Genomic DNA, 14054 nt, shown 5'->3' with positions numbered 1-14054 from the left:
GCAGCGAATGACCGGATTCCGCCCTGCATTTCAAGGCGTTTTGGCTTTTGTGCCCCAAGAGGTTGTCATCCAGGCGGGTAGTACGAGAAGAAATGCGGTCAGCAGAGAACCTGCAAGCAACAAGTCGTGATACAATTGGTGTGACTGCCACCCACCGATCGAGCGTTGAAACAGTTCGATTGCGATTACAGCCGCTGCGGTCAAGTAGGCGGTAAAGATCGTGTTCTCAACTGCCCGACGTGCAGGCGTAAGCTCGTTCCTTAGCCTTTCTCGGCTTGAAACTCGAAAGCGCCTTATTCTCGCGAGCAGGTTTCTTTGCAAGGGGCTTTGATCGAGAGTTTCAGTCAGTTTTTCCGCCTTGTGCATTTCACGATACTGGGCTGTGATTAAACAAGGATCTTCCTCTGGGTCAAATGGGTTTACGTCGAGGCCGCTTAATCTGCAGAGAGTTCGACGCAGATGCAGTGGCATCTGGGTAATCGCATTCTCGTAGTTATGTATCGTTTTTTCTGTGCATCTAAGAAGACTGCCCATCTCCTTCTGAGTAAGGTTCATGCTCGTCCTCAATCTAAAGAGCCTTTCCCGGTATGCAATGGCGGTGACGCGCAACGTCGCAACCTTTATCTGCACGCAGGATCAATGACGCCTATCAGCCGGAGTGGAATGATGGTGCGATTGACCCGCAGATAAATGGATCACTCAACCAGAGATCGCTTCACATAACACCCGTTCAGCGACGTTTGCGGTTTGTTATCGAAGTATCTAACATCAATGGTTGCCAAATCTGGCGCTCGTTATGTCGCTGTCCGTCGACCGCGAAGAGGACAACGCTGACCTTTTCAGCGCTTACTTCGATGTGAGGTTTCGGAAACTGATTGCGCGACGCGAAAACAATACCCGGGCCTTGTACTCTACCAATCCGGAAAACGTGTTGTGAAATAGCTGGGGAGCCGGACTGTAAACAGCTGCTGCAGCATTGATCTCAAGGAAATGCCCACTGTTATTTTTGCGGGGCTTCCATCCTTTGGAGAATAGCCAATCGCTTGTCGTGTTTCGGTGATGTCCCAGCGCATACCTGGGTTATCTGACATTAGGTTCAGGGCTGCGAAGGAAATATCCTTGGCATCTATTGCGGCGCGCATTCCGCCTAGAAAGTCCCGATCACTCAACCACATTTCCTGACCCCACCGGCCCATCGCCATGTGTGTGCCGGGTTGGTTGCCGTGAGTCCATTGCGTCCAGCCGATGCGCAAGCAGATGACCGACAGTCCGTGATGCTCGGCGAAATAGGCCCCTGTCCGTTCACAGAATAGTTTTGACATGCCATAGGCGTTTACTGGCCCTGGTGATGTCGTGCTGTTGAGCACCTCATGCGTGAACCTTTTGTCGCCGTGAACCCAGTTGGAGCTGGCAAGAACCACGCGGCTGACGCCCATGGCTGCCGCATGGTGATAGAGAGAAAGCGTTGCATCCATATTGTGTTTGATCGCGGAGGCCCAAGTGGCGGAGGGCTCTCGGTCTCCGGCAAGATGCACGATAACGTCCACTCCCTTAAGCAAACTGACCCAACTGCTGTCGTCGGACAGGTCTGCGGTGTGAATGTCGGGATGGTCAACGGGGCGAATGTCGATGCCAGAAACGGTGTAGTCGGGGTCGCTTTCTAGCGCGTCAAAAAGTTTGCGGCCGAGATGCCCACCAGCGCCTGTAATCAGGACATGCATGACAGGAACTCCTTGTTGTTTGCGAGTCCCAATGGCATTTGGGATGCATCTTCCTCCGCCAAGACGCGGAACGTCTGTCGAAAATTCAGCGTTTCATTCGGTGCGAGGTTGCGTGCCGGGGAGTGCCACTCCGCTTCGCAATAGGCGTAATCGCCCGAGTTAAAGACCTCAAACGGAAAGTCGTGTGCAAATTGATCGCCCTGTTGAGGTTCTGGTACCGAGCACATTAGCAACGGGGTATCAGCGCCGCACCGTATCAATGTACGACCGTTGGGGTTCGGTAGCCCGACCTTGAATTCCTGCTGTCTGTTGCAATCCACGACAATGCCGTTGCCGTGCGTAGCTATCATCCCTTCGGCAGAGCCAAAAACAGGATAAAATGCAGGGTCTTCCAATTCGACACCGACCTTGGTGGGGGTGTTAAGCATCATGACTGACCAAATGCCGGTCAGGCGCGAGGAGGTCCCATGGTTGACCACGATGTGTTCTATTTCCCAGCTTTCCGCCGAGGTCAGCGTGATGCGGCGCGACACTGACAAGTGCGAGGTCGGGCATAATGCGCTGGTCATGTCGATACGAGTGCTGCTTCTTGAAGTGATCTGGTAAGAGCCGCTGTCCAACACGGGAAACGGAGCGCCGTTTACCCAGGATGCATCTGGGGCGATCCACGTCTTCTCGCCGCCCCAGAGTGGAAAACCAAATTGTGGAGAGCGTGTGGGCAGATCAGTAAGCCGTGTGTCATCGACATCCAAACCGTCGAGATCTGCGTTTTGAAATAGGAGGGAGCGACCTTGGAAGTTTATATCCCATAAGCGGCCCCCGATGCCGGGCAGGAGTGTCAGCTGCAGATCGTTTTGCTGCAGGTGAAGAACGCTCCATCTGTCCGACATTTAACCCCCTCCTATCGGTTTCCCGGCGCGATAGAATGCACCGGGACAATCCCTTAGGTGTGCTTGAACTGGACGACGTTCTCGGCAGTGATCGGCATAACCCCGGTTTCAACACGCTCTGGCAAAGGATTGATGCCAGCCGCCTTCCAATCGGGCAAGACCTTCAGCGCGTCAGTGTTCTGCCAATGCATCATGTGGAAGGCGAGAAAGATCTCCAGATAGGATTTCTGAGCCACAGCGCCGTGAATTGTGCCGTCTTCGATATAGGGAAGCATATCATCATTTCGGTCCATCGCGACGATCTTGATGTCCTTGCGTCCCGCCTCATTGACTGCAATTGCCGCGCCTTTGCCGCTGTCTCCGTCCGTGCCGCCAATGCCAACAATATCCGGGTTCGCCTGAATTGCCTGAAGGTAGGCTGTCGGCGCATAGGACGGGTCGGCCTTATCGTTGACGACGTCGACGACCTCGATATCCGGGTATTTCTCGGCAAAGATTTGTTTGTACCCTTCGACACGCTCCAATGTGGAAGGGGCAGGGAAAGTGCCGAGGATAACCTTGCCTTTCCCGCCAATCGCTTGCGCCAGCATCTCGCCGCCGACACGTCCTGCCTGAACGCCGTTGATACCAAGGAATGTGGACCGGGGACTGTCGGGAATATCGCCAATACAACATGTGACTGGAATGCCAGCCTCTACCGCACGTTCGACGCCGGGGGCCAGAGTGGCTGGATCACCGGGGAAGATAAGGATGCCTGCGGGACGTCTTGCGATCAGTTCATCCAACTGGCGTGCTTGTGCGGCCGTGTCGAAATCCAACGGGCCCGTGAATGTGGCCTTGATGCCCATCAGTTCCTCAAGGTCTTCCATCGCATTTCGATAGTCCACCCAGAACGGCACCTGCGTGACGATGGACAGGAACACATACTCCTTGCCGGCCGCTTGCGCCATGGCTTCTTTGGACAGCATGGGCAGTCCGAACGCTGCGGCCAATCCAGCGGTGGTGCCCGCTGTCAGCAGCCTGCGCCGATTCACATTCAATTCAGTCATCGTAGTCTCCCTGTTTTGGATCTTTAGTTGTTGTTGAGTTTTGGAAAGCTTCGGGCTCAGCCCCGTTTGCTTCGGATCAGCATGTCCAAGGCGACCGCTGTAACGAGTACACCGCCGATGACGATCATCTGCCAGTAGATCGATACGGCCAGCATCGTCATAGTGTTGTTGATCAACGCGACGAAAACGACGCCGAGGAAAGCACCAAGAATAGTACCTTCGCCGCCGCGTAGGGATGCGCCACCGATGACAGCCGCTGCCAGAACCTGAAGTTCGATACCGTTTCCTGCCGTGGGCGTGCCGCTCATCAGACGGGAGGCCAGCAATACACCCGCCAAAGCAGCCAGAATACCGGTCAGTGCGTACAGAATGATACGCACGCGTGTGACATGGATGCCTGACAACATCGCGGCCTTTTCATTGGCGCCGATGAAATAGACCTGACGGAAAAAGCGCGTATGGCGGACGGCTAGGTCAAACAAAACGACGAGCAGAATGGTGAACAAGACGATTACCGGAAAGCCGCCTATGTCAGCTTTGCCGATCCAGGCAAATGATGCCGGCAGGCTTGAGACAGAAAAACCTTCGGTCAGGACAAGAGCGATGCCTCGCGCGATCGACATCGTGCCGAGGGTCGCGATAAGCGGATTGATCCCGAGGCCGGTCACGAGCAAACCGTTGACTACCCCGACAATTCCACCCAACACTAATCCGCATACCACAGCGAGCGGAATTGGCATGCCAATCAAAAGCAGCATGGCTACGACGGTAGAAGACAAAGCCATAACCGATCCAACGGAAAGATCGAACCCGCCGGATGCAAGTAGGATCGCCATACCGATCACGATGATCGCGGTTGGGGCCATGCCCACGGCCACGGCTCGAAAGTTCGAGAAGCTGAGGAAATAGGGATTAACGTTGGACATCACGATGATGATGGCGGCGATCAGAACGATCAGCGTCAGTTCACGAATATCGACAAAAGCTTGTAGAACACGGCGCAGCAGCGGACGCTTCATGGGCAAGTTGGCTTGAGCGGTCATGGTCACGTCGCGACTCCTGATTGATTGGTTTGGGGTGCGTCCACAATAGGAACGGAATTTCCAGCGGCCATTTGAAGAAGCGTGGTTTCGGTTGCCTCAGCGGCTGCGATGTCTCCCATGAGGCGACCGTCGTGGACGACAAGGATGCGGGTCGAGAGAGAGACCAGTTCGGGAAAATCGGATGACACGACGAGGATGGCCATTCCCTCGGCTGCTCGACGCAAAAGTTCCGTGTGGATTTGGAATTTGGCTCCGACATCGACCCCTTTTGTGGGCTCCTCAATGATCAGAAGAGCTGGCGCGCGTTTGAGCCACTTGGCCAACATTATCTTTTGCTGATTGCCCCCTGAGAGATCACCAACAAGTTCGTTGATCCCGCTGGTTTTGACACTGAATGCGTCAATGGCTGTTTGGCTGGCTTCTTTGATCGAGCCCGAACGCATGAACCCAGCAGACGCATGATCGGAAAGACTGGCCGCGATCAGGTTGTCGCTGAGTGATTGTTCCAGAAAGAGGCCTTCAGTCTTGCGTTCCTCGGGAACGAACCCGACCCCAGCACGCATCGCCCGCCGCAAAGACACAAAGTTAACAGGCTCGCCGTGCAGTCTGATCTCCCCGGTCGCGCCATGCATCAGCCCGACAATCGATCGAACAATCTCGCTGCGGCGAGCGCCCATCAACCCTGCCATCCCTACAATCTCTCCGGCTTTAATGGAGAAAGAAATGTCTTCGAATTCACCTGGATGGGTTAATTCTCGGACATGCAAAACCTCTTCGCCGTTAACCTTACCTGACCGCGTGACATCACCGGGGTGAGCACCGCCGATCATCTCGGCGACGACTTGTTCCTGAGAAGTTTCCGAAACCGGTAAAGTGCTGATGTGGCGCCCATCTCGCAAAACGGTAATGCGATCCGAGATCTGGAAAATCTCGGCCATATGGTGGCTGACATAGACGATGCCAATCCCTTTCTTTGTCAGGGACTTTAGGACTTCGAATAGTGCGTCTACTTCGTCGGGTGCCAATGCTGATGTCGGTTCATCCAGCAAAAGGACGCGGGAATTCAACGACAGCGCCTTGGCGATTTCAACAATCTGGCGGGAGCTTATTGGCAAGTTTTCCACGGGTGTTGAGACGTCGATATCCAGACCGAATTCCGCCAGTAACGCCTCCGCACGGCGGCGCAGTTCAGGCCAGTCAACTACGCCAAACCGGGTGGGTACGCGCCCCGCATAGATGTTTTCCGCAACAGAGAGCGCGCCAGCGAGGCTGAGTTCTTGAAAAACACAGCCGATGCCCAGGGATTGCGCGTGCGATGGGCTTTCGACTCGCTGTTCCTTGCCGTCGCAGAGGATACGCCCAGCAGAAGGTTGGTGAAGTCCATAAAACAGGCCGAGACAAGTGGATTTTCCGGCGCCGTTTTCCCCGCATAGCGCGTGAACTTCGCCGGGTCTCAATTCAAAGTCGACTCCATCCAAAACAATGTTCGTGCCGAAGCTTTTGCCAACCCGATCCAGCTGGATCAGTGGCTGTAGCCCCGGTGAGTCAGGTTTCATTGCTGGCGTCATACAAGCTTCCTTCCGCCTTTTGATTGGCATCTGATATCTCAGATGTCAACTGAAAAAGAAAAGACCGTGAGGTGCCCAAAAGAAAGGGGCGGCGCCGTTCTGGCCCGCCCCCGTCACAACGAAGCTACGTTTTTTGCTAGGATGCGGTCGCTCCTTCGAGGACGATGGCGGCGCTTTTGTAGGCTTGTCTGGTGCGGTCAATATGCGCTGTGAGAAGAGATTTGATTTTGGCCATGTCACCTTCGCGAACGGCAATAGCGATTTTCGAATGCTCGTCGAAGGAGAGCTCAGTATGCTGTGGCAGCTTCGCCAAATGGGTTCGCAATGCGGCAATCTTACCGATGTAGCGTGTATAGCTGGCCGTCAGATAATCGTTACCGGCATGTTCAAAAATCAACTGATGAAATGTGGTATCCAGTGAAAGGTAGCCCTTTTCGTTACCTCGCCTGCGTTCCTTCTCCATGTCCTTCACGACCCGCTGCATGTCGTCGGCAAGACCTTCCGGGTTCCGCAACAACGCAAGTTCAAAGGCGGCAGTTTCGATAGCCTGTCTGAAATCGCAGATCTGAGTCACTTCCGGCTCTGACAGCGAAAAAACACGTGCGCCTTTTTGAGGCTCGATACTGACCAACCCTTCGTCACGTAGTTGAGCGAGTGCTTCGCGGACTGGCGATTTCGATACGCCCAGCTCTTCGGAGATTTTTCGCTCCGACAAAACCTGACCCATTTTAAGGGAGCCATCGATAATACTATTCCGCAAATGTTCCAGTGCGAGTTCACGCAAAGACTTAGGTCTCTCAAGCGCCATCTGAGGATATCTCCAAAAAAAGGTGTTGCCAGATGCAAGATATCTGATACACCAGATTAGGCAAGCTGGTATATCAGATATCAGAATGTACTTAGGAGATCAAAAAGTGCGCGCAGAGTTGGTCGTCGATTGTAAGAATCAGCACGGGGAAGGGATTTTCTGGAATCCCACCGATGGCCTTATCTGGTGGACCGACATTGAAGGCTGTGCGCTTTGGTCATTTGATGCTGCAACGTCAGAAACTGCCTCTCATGAGATGCCGGAGCGCGTGTGTTGCTTCGCGCCGCGCGCGTCTGGCGGTCTGATCGTTGCTTATGCGCATCGGGTTGTATTGTTCGATTCGCCCAATAGCGAGGAAACCCTCGTGACGCGATTCGAGCCGAACAATCCGGAGACACGGCTGAACGACGGGCGAACCGATCGCCAGGGGCGATTGATTGTTGGAGGCATGAACGAAGTTTCTGGCAAGGCCGACTCGTCGGTCATCTGCGTCGATACAGATTTGAGTGTACAGACGATCATCGAAGGAGTGTCTTGCGCCAATTCGACTTGCTTTGCGTCCGACGGTGAGACGATGTTCTTCGCGGATACCCCGGATCGGGAAATCGTCGCATTTGATTACGACACCCGTAGTGGAACCGTTTCGAACCGTCGGCAGCACGCTTCTTTCAATGATGAACCTGGCTTGCCTGATGGGTCCTGTGTTGATGCCGAAGGGGGTGTCTGGAACGCAGAATGGGAAGGCCATCGCGTTGTTCGCGTCGCACCTGACGGCACGATAGATCGCGTGATCGCGGTGCCGGTCTGGAAGCCCACCTGTTGCGCTTTTGGTGGCCGTGATCTCGACACGTTGTTCATCACGACCTCAAGGCTGATGAGTGACGAAGCAGCTTTAACAAAAGAACCGGAATCCGGCGGCCTCTTTGCTGTGAAACCCGGCGTTCGTGGCGTGATCGACGCGCCATTTAAAGGATAACCAACGAAATTCTGGAGGAGAAAACTATGTTGAAAACGCTTATGACCACTACGCTTGCCGCGGGGTTCGCCACGCTGGCAACGGTCGCTCTGGCGGAAAATTATCCAACACCGGTTCCACTTGAGGACGGGGCACAAGCGCCAATCGATGCAATAGAACCCAAGAACGATACGTTCCGGATCGCGTATATGCCGCCGGCGACCGAGTTCAACTACTACATCGCCATCGGTGAAGGTATCAAAGCGGTTGCTGCTGAGGCCGGGGTCGAAGTCTTCATGCTTGCGCCCCAGTCCGGTGCGGACATCAACGGCCAGATGGGTATGATCCAGGATGTGCTGACGCAGGATGTGGATGCGATCATCTTTGGTACACACGATGAATTTGCTGCCGCACCACTGCTTAAGCAGGCCGTCGACAAGGGCATGGCAGTTTTGATGATCAATTCGGACATCCCGAACTTCCCGACACCAATTCATGGCGTTGTCGGGTACTCTCAGCGTAATGGCACGCATGCTATCGCTGATTGGGCTATTGAAACTTATGGTGATCGACCGCTGAAGGTCGGCATTATCGAAGGGCAGCCTGGCTATCACTCGACCGAACGTGTGGGCGGCTTCCTCGACGGTATCGAGGGCAATGATAACTTCGACGTTGTGGTATCCATTGATGGTAAATGGAACGTTGAAGGCGGCAACACTGCTGGTATGGATATCCTGCAGTCGAACCCCGATCTCGACATGATCTTCGCGGCGAACGACTACATGATCATCGGGGCATCCTTTGCTGCGAAGGCACTTGGCCGCAATGACATCGTTCTTTTGGGTAACGATGGCGACACGTCCGGCCTTGAAGAAATTGCGGCTGGCAACATCACGGCAACCGTCAACACCTCACCGTTTTTGATGGGTAAAGCGGCTATGCACGCAACCATTGATGCGCTCAACGGGTCCTATCCCGGCGGTTGGATCGAAACGCCCACATCGATTGAAGACAAAGACGGAGCGATAAGCGTGCTGCAAGAGCCAGAAAAGCTCTTCCCGCAGCCGTCCAAAGAGTACTGAGCTTTCTCCCCGCTTCCCGGTGGCGCGTGCGCGTGCTGCCGGGTCGCAACTCAACCGAGTTTCACTTTTGTCGAGGCAATCGCAATGACACCCGCAACGCCACTTTGGGAGTTTGTCGATATCACCAAGGCCTATCCTGGGGTACTGGCGAATGACAAGGTCAGTATCCGGCTTATGCCCGGTTCCATTCATGGGCTGCTGGGTGAAAACGGCTGTGGCAAGTCGACTATGATCAAGACACTGTCCGGCGTGCAGCAACCCGATAGCGGTCAAATCCTGCACAATGGCAAGCCGGTCACGATCAGCGACCCGCAGGCGGCACGTGAACTGGGCGTCGCAACAGTTTTTCAGGAATTCTCTATCGTGCCCACCTTGTCGGTTGGCGAAAACATCTTCCTTGGCAATATGCCTCGGTCCCGCTTTGGCGTGATCGACTGGGCCAAGGTCCACAACGAAGCCGCGCGCGTTTTGGCGGAAATGGATGTCGATGTTTCTCCCGAAACGATCACCGGCTCGCTATCGGTAGGCGAGCAACAACTGGTCGAGATCGCGAAAGCCGTCGCGATGGACGCCCGCATGATCATCCTGGATGAGCCAACGGCGGCATTGGGTGAAGATGAAATTGAACGCCTGCACCAGTTACTGCGCAATATGCGTGAACGCGGAACCGCTATTCTCTATGTGTCGCACAGGCTGGATGAGGTTGAACGGATCGTTGATGAAGTGACGATCTTGCGCAACGGCTGTGTTGTGCGAGCGAGTGGCGAGACCAAGATCAACGTCTCTGAGATTGTCAGCGCAATGGTCGGTCAGGACATTGGTGAGCACTATCCTAAGGAGCAGAACGCGACCAAGGATGTTGTGCTGGAAGCGGCAGGTCTGGGCACCAATTCGGGCGTGAAAAATGTATCGTTTTCGTTACACCAGGGTGAAGTTCTTGGCTTGGGTGGCGTATTGGGCAGTGGCCGCACGGAGATCGCTCGTGCCCTGTTCGGAACAGACGAGCTAACAGGCGGACAGATAACACTAAATGGCAAACCGGTTCGCTTTCGTCGGGAAATTGATGCGATCCGTGCGGGCTTGGCTCTTGTCCCAGAGAATCGAAAGTTTGACGGGTTGTTCTTCAATTTCCGCGCAAGTGGGAACGTCACCGCAGCGTCCCTTGGCGGGCTAAGCCGGTTCGGCGTGTTGAATCTTAAGGCGGAAGAACAAGCTACCCATGACCTGATCCGCGATCTGGAAATCTCAACCCAGGCTGAGGAAAAGACGGTCAACTTTTTGTCTGGTGGCAATCAACAGAAGATTGTTATTGCGCGTTGGCTGTTCTCAGCCTCGGACATTCTGATCCTTGATGAGCCGACGCAGGGGATCGATATCGGCGCGAAAATCGCTGTTTACAAGCTGATTAACAGGCTCACGCGGGCGGGAAAATCGATCATTCTGATCAGTTCAGACCATGATGAGTTGCTTGCGATGAGCGATCGAATTGCCGTCGTGCAGCACGGAACGATCGTGCGCACGGTCGATGCATCCGACCTTACTCATGACGACCTTGTGCGCGCGTCCGCCGACACTCCTCAATCCAAGCCTAAGGAGGCTTTCGCATGAAGCGGATCTTTGACACCCAGTTGATCGGACCATTTGCAGCAATGGTGATCGTCGCACTGATCGTGGCACTTACGACGGAACGCTTCCTGAACCCGGGTAACCTTTCAAACCTGTCCCTTCAGGTAAGCATCGTGGCCTTGATCGCAATCGGGTCTACTATCGTGATCTTCGCTGCGGGCATCGATCTGAGCTCCGGGTCTATGGTGGCTTTGCTGACCATGATCCTTGCGCAGATGTTGAAATTTGTTGGCATTCCACTGGTTCTGGCGTTGCCACTCATTCTCCTCATGGGCGGATTGCTTGGTCTGTTCATTGGGCTGATAACAGCCTACGGGCGTATTCCATCTTTCATCACAACATTGGCGGCGTTGATTGCCTTCAGGGGCCTTGCGCTGACTTTCAACAATGGATCGCCGATCTTTTCGCTGGATCCGGCTCTGGAGCCAATCTTTTACGGCAAGCTGTTCGGCGTTCCGATGCCATTCTTCTACCTCGTGTTCTTCTACGTCCTTGCCGCGTTCACTATGAACTTCACGAAACTCGGCCGTGAGATCTATGCCGTGGGTGGTAACCCAGCCGCTGCCGTTCTGACGGGTATTAACGTACGTAAAGTTCAGACGACGACATTTGTCATCGCGGGTTTTATGACTGCGGTTGGTGCGATCCTGATGTCAGCGCGCCTCAACTCTGGTTCGCCCAACTATGGCCAGACGCTGGAACTGCAGGCCATTGCCGCTGCTGTTGTCGGCGGAGCCAGCCTTGCAGGCGGACGCGGCAACATCCTCGCCACGCTGATGGGGGCGATGACAATCGTTATCGTCCAGAATGGTTTGAACCTAAACGCTGCGCCATCTTCGGTTCAGAATATCGTGCTGGGCCTGATCATTCTGTTGGCCGTCGGCATAGACATGTGGCGCGCGGAAATTTCGGGCTTGATGGGTCGAATGTTCGGCCGCCCTTCATCGCAGCAGTCATCTAACGTCAAGAAGGAGGCCTGAGATGGATCTGGGGCTCAAGAATAAACTGGTCCTGGTGACTGGCTCAGGTTCCGGCATCGGCAAAGCCACTGCCCGGGTCTACCTGGAAGAAGGCGCGCGGGTCATCGTGCATGGCCTGACCGAGGCGGAAGTGTCCGACTGCGTCGACGACCTGTCATCTCTGGGCAAGGTCGAAGGCATTGCGGCCGACTTAACCAAAACCACTGATGCGGAAACTCTGGCAGAGTTTGCTCGTGCGCGCGGTGCGGTGGACGTTCTTGTGAATAATGTTGGCATCTTTTCGGTCAAACCGTTCGAAGATCTCACGGATGACGACTGGATGCATTACTTCAACATCAATGTCCTGTCCGCCGTTCGGATGAGCCGGATTTTCCTGCCTGACATGCTCGGCCGGGATAAGGGATCCATCATCAACATGGCCAGCGAAGCGGCAGTGAAACCACTACCTCAGATGGTGCATTATTCTGTCACTAAAACTGCCATGTTAGGTCTGACACGTGGCATGGCAGAATTGACAAAGGGGACAAAAGTCCGGGTTAACTCGATCCTGCCTGGTCCAACCTGGACCGAAGGTGTCGAGGCCTATTTTGACGGCCTCGCCGATCAAAAGGGTGAGCCGCTCGACACGATCGTCGACAATTACTTCAAATCAGATGAGCCCACATCGCTCATACAACGCTTTGTCCAACCAGACGAAGTCGCCCGCATGATCGTCACGATCTCAGCAAGCACGGCCTCCAATGGTTCTGCGCACCGGATCGAAGGCGGCATCGTTCGCAACATTCTTTAACTTCTAACTGGAGGAGCCCTACATGGCCGCTCTCACTTTCTCTCACATCGGCATCACAGTTCCCGACCTGGAAAAAGCCGTGAAGTTCTATTCCAAGGCATTTGGCCTTTACGTGCTGATGGAGCCAACTGAAATCCTACATGACGAAAGCGCCATCGGTCAGATGTGCGACGATGTGTTTGGGGAAGGTTGGGGAAGCTTCCGTATTGCGCACTTGTCGATGGGTGACGGTGTTGGCATCGAATTGTTTGAGTTCCCGAAGACCGTCGAAGAAGAACGCCCGTTTGAATATTGGCGGCGTGGCTTGTTTCATTTCTGCGTACAGGACGAGGATCTGGAAGGCCGCATCAAGGTTATCGAAGACCTGGGCGGGCGCCAACGCATGAGCCAAGTGCGCAAGTATTACCCAGGTGAAAAGCCCTATCGCATGGTCTATATGGAAGACCCGTTTGGCAACATCTTCGAGCTCTACAGCCACTCGTACGAGTTGACCTATTCGGCGGGTGCTTATGACTGATCGCCCCGCCTTTCCCCCCAGGACGGACAAACCCAAGGTCGTGATAACCGATTACGACTTTGGTGATGTTGCCGTTGAGACGGAAATCCTGGAAGCCGCGGGAGCCGAGGTGATTGCGCTTCAGGCCAAGCGTCAGGAAGACCTGTTCGATGTCGCGCCGCATTGCGCAGCGATGATGAACCAATATGCCCGGATCGGGAAAGAAACGATCACGCGGATGCGAAACTGCGAGGTCATCGCGCGCTATGGCGTAGGTGTAGATATCGTGGATGTCGGCACGGCGACGGAAAAGGGCATTCTCGTCACCAATGTGCAAAACTATTGCACCGAGGAAGTCGCCGATCACGCGATTGCCCTTTGGCTGACCCTGGCGCGCAAGTTGCCCGACTATGATCGAGCCACTCACGCAGGGGTCTGGCAATGGCAAAGCGGGCAGCCGGTCTACCGGTTGCGCGGGCGGACCATGGGTGTCGTTTCGCTGGGTAAAATAGGGCAAGCCATCGTAGCGCGGGCGCAATCTTTCGGAGTTAGGGTCATCGCCTACGACCCGTATTTGCCGAGAGAAGTCGCCGCGAAGCTTGGGGTCGAGCTGGTGAGCAAGCCTGAATTGCTGGCAAGGTCCGACTATATCCTGATGCAGGCGCCGATGACGCCGAACACGCATCACTTTCTGTCGGATGCCGAATTCTCGGTCATGAAACCCGGTGCGATACTCGTGAACACTGGACGCGGACCAACGGTCGACAACAAAGCCCTGTTCCGGGCGCTGACCGAAGGTCATCTGGCCGCTGCAGGGCTCGACGACCCCGAAGAAGAGCCGGCAAAGCGCGCCAACTGGACGCCTGATGACAACCCTTTGTTCACACTGCCCAACGTCCTCGTAACGCCACATGCGGCCTACTATTCCGAGGAATCCATACACGCAGCGCGGGTCACCGCGGCCACTCAGGTGGCCAAGGTCCTGACAGGACAAAACCCCGACTATACCGTCAATGCCGACGCATTGGCCGTATCTACCGCATAAC

14 protein-coding genes are annotated in these 14054 nt (G+C 54.8%); 7 read left to right on the top strand and 7 right to left on the bottom strand.

From position 1 onward, the window contains the following. Positions 1–30: 30 nt before the first annotated feature. The 7 genes from GS611_RS08650 to GS611_RS08620 all read right to left on the bottom strand — a co-directional run bounded on the left by GS611_RS08650 (position 31) and on the right by GS611_RS08620 (position 7079). On the bottom strand, positions 31–555 hold the full coding sequence (locus GS611_RS08650; protein WP_171634713.1) for a hypothetical protein: 525 nt from the start codon (positions 553–555) through the stop codon (positions 31–33). 356 nt (positions 556–911) lie between these two features. Next, entirely contained in the window at positions 912–1721 is an 810-nt protein-coding gene (locus tag GS611_RS08645) for an NAD(P)-dependent oxidoreductase (RefSeq protein ID WP_171634711.1), read from the bottom strand. Further along, the gene (locus tag GS611_RS08640; RefSeq protein ID WP_171634709.1) at positions 1709–2611 is read right to left on the bottom strand and encodes a hypothetical protein; all 903 of its coding nucleotides are present in this window, start codon (positions 2609–2611) and stop codon (positions 1709–1711) included. The genes GS611_RS08645 and GS611_RS08640 overlap by 13 nt, the downstream gene beginning before the upstream one ends. Before the next feature lie 53 nt (positions 2612–2664). Continuing rightward, positions 2665–3660: a substrate-binding domain-containing protein gene (locus GS611_RS08635; protein ID WP_010437236.1), complete on the bottom strand. Its 996-nt coding sequence runs from the start codon at positions 3658–3660 to the stop codon at positions 2665–2667. A gap of 56 nt (positions 3661–3716) precedes the next feature. Next, on the bottom strand, positions 3717–4703 hold the full coding sequence (locus tag GS611_RS08630; protein WP_216598239.1) for an ABC transporter permease: 987 nt from the start codon (positions 4701–4703) through the stop codon (positions 3717–3719). 2 nt (positions 4704–4705) lie between these two features. Beyond that, positions 4706–6271, bottom strand: a complete 1566-nt coding sequence (locus GS611_RS08625) for a sugar ABC transporter ATP-binding protein (RefSeq protein WP_171634704.1) — start codon at positions 6269–6271, stop codon at positions 4706–4708. Positions 6272–6407: 136 nt separating this feature from the next. Next, entirely contained in the window at positions 6408–7079 is a 672-nt protein-coding gene (locus GS611_RS08620; RefSeq protein ID WP_010437239.1) for a GntR family transcriptional regulator, read from the bottom strand. A gap of 25 nt (positions 7080–7104) precedes the next feature. Here GS611_RS08620 and GS611_RS08615 point away from each other — a divergent pair, with 25 nt between their 5' ends. From GS611_RS08615 to GS611_RS08585, 7 genes are all read left to right on the top strand, one after another. Beyond that, positions 7105–8055, top strand: coding sequence for an SMP-30/gluconolactonase/LRE family protein (locus tag GS611_RS08615; RefSeq protein ID WP_253284978.1), 951 nt, complete (start codon positions 7105–7107; stop codon positions 8053–8055). A 26-nt stretch (positions 8056–8081) separates the two neighbouring features. Next, positions 8082–9116, top strand: coding sequence for a sugar ABC transporter substrate-binding protein (locus GS611_RS08610; RefSeq protein ID WP_171634701.1), 1035 nt, complete (start codon positions 8082–8084; stop codon positions 9114–9116). An 84-nt stretch (positions 9117–9200) separates the two neighbouring features. Then, the gene (locus GS611_RS08605; RefSeq protein WP_171634698.1) at positions 9201–10724 is read left to right on the top strand and encodes a sugar ABC transporter ATP-binding protein; all 1524 of its coding nucleotides are present in this window, start codon (positions 9201–9203) and stop codon (positions 10722–10724) included. Further along, the gene (locus GS611_RS08600; RefSeq protein WP_050606102.1) at positions 10721–11722 is read left to right on the top strand and encodes an ABC transporter permease; all 1002 of its coding nucleotides are present in this window, start codon (positions 10721–10723) and stop codon (positions 11720–11722) included. The genes GS611_RS08605 and GS611_RS08600 overlap by 4 nt, the downstream gene beginning before the upstream one ends. Before the next feature lies 1 nt (position 11723). After that, positions 11724–12512, top strand: coding sequence for an SDR family NAD(P)-dependent oxidoreductase (locus tag GS611_RS08595; protein WP_050606103.1), 789 nt, complete (start codon positions 11724–11726; stop codon positions 12510–12512). 22 nt (positions 12513–12534) lie between these two features. Further along, on the top strand, positions 12535–13029 hold the full coding sequence (locus GS611_RS08590; RefSeq protein ID WP_171634696.1) for a lactoylglutathione lyase family protein: 495 nt from the start codon (positions 12535–12537) through the stop codon (positions 13027–13029). After that, positions 13022–14053 carry a C-terminal binding protein gene (locus GS611_RS08585; RefSeq protein ID WP_171634693.1) on the top strand — a complete coding sequence of 344 codons (1032 nt, stop codon included), beginning with the start codon at positions 13022–13024 and terminating at the stop codon, positions 14051–14053. The genes GS611_RS08590 and GS611_RS08585 overlap by 8 nt, the downstream gene beginning before the upstream one ends. The last annotated feature ends 1 nt before the right edge of the window (position 14054 follow it).

This window comes from Ruegeria sp. HKCCD6119 (assembly GCF_013110585.1).
Classification (GTDB): Bacteria; Pseudomonadota; Alphaproteobacteria; order Rhodobacterales; family Rhodobacteraceae; genus Ruegeria.
The sequence above is the reverse complement of the archived record's forward strand: the minus strand, read 5'-3'. Positions and strand labels throughout refer to the sequence as shown.

What these genes read in the sequence shown, in the direction of transcription:
- GS611_RS08595 (WP_050606103.1), top strand. Translation starts at nt 11,724, where the DNA reads ATGGATCTGGGGCTCAAGAATAAACTGGTCCTGGTGACTGGCTCAGGT.
- GS611_RS08640 (WP_171634709.1), bottom strand. Translation starts at nt 2,611, where the DNA reads ATGTCGGACAGATGGAGCGTTCTTCACCTGCAGCAAAACGATCTGCAG.
- GS611_RS08590 (WP_171634696.1), top strand. Translation starts at nt 12,535, where the DNA reads ATGGCCGCTCTCACTTTCTCTCACATCGGCATCACAGTTCCCGACCTG.
- GS611_RS08600 (WP_050606102.1), top strand. Translation starts at nt 10,721, where the DNA reads ATGAAGCGGATCTTTGACACCCAGTTGATCGGACCATTTGCAGCAATG.
- GS611_RS08635 (WP_010437236.1), bottom strand. Translation starts at nt 3,660, where the DNA reads ATGACTGAATTGAATGTGAATCGGCGCAGGCTGCTGACAGCGGGCACC.
- GS611_RS08610 (WP_171634701.1), top strand. Translation starts at nt 8,082, where the DNA reads ATGTTGAAAACGCTTATGACCACTACGCTTGCCGCGGGGTTCGCCACG.
- GS611_RS08620 (WP_010437239.1), bottom strand. Translation starts at nt 7,079, where the DNA reads ATGGCGCTTGAGAGACCTAAGTCTTTGCGTGAACTCGCACTGGAACAT.
- GS611_RS08645 (WP_171634711.1), bottom strand. Translation starts at nt 1,721, where the DNA reads ATGCATGTCCTGATTACAGGCGCTGGTGGGCATCTCGGCCGCAAACTT.
- GS611_RS08630 (WP_216598239.1), bottom strand. Translation starts at nt 4,703, where the DNA reads ATGACCGCTCAAGCCAACTTGCCCATGAAGCGTCCGCTGCTGCGCCGT.
- GS611_RS08605 (WP_171634698.1), top strand. Translation starts at nt 9,201, where the DNA reads ATGACACCCGCAACGCCACTTTGGGAGTTTGTCGATATCACCAAGGCC.
- GS611_RS08625 (WP_171634704.1), bottom strand. Translation starts at nt 6,271, where the DNA reads ATGACGCCAGCAATGAAACCTGACTCACCGGGGCTACAGCCACTGATC.
- GS611_RS08585 (WP_171634693.1), top strand. Translation starts at nt 13,022, where the DNA reads ATGACTGATCGCCCCGCCTTTCCCCCCAGGACGGACAAACCCAAGGTC.
- GS611_RS08650 (WP_171634713.1), bottom strand. Translation starts at nt 555, where the DNA reads ATGAACCTTACTCAGAAGGAGATGGGCAGTCTTCTTAGATGCACAGAA.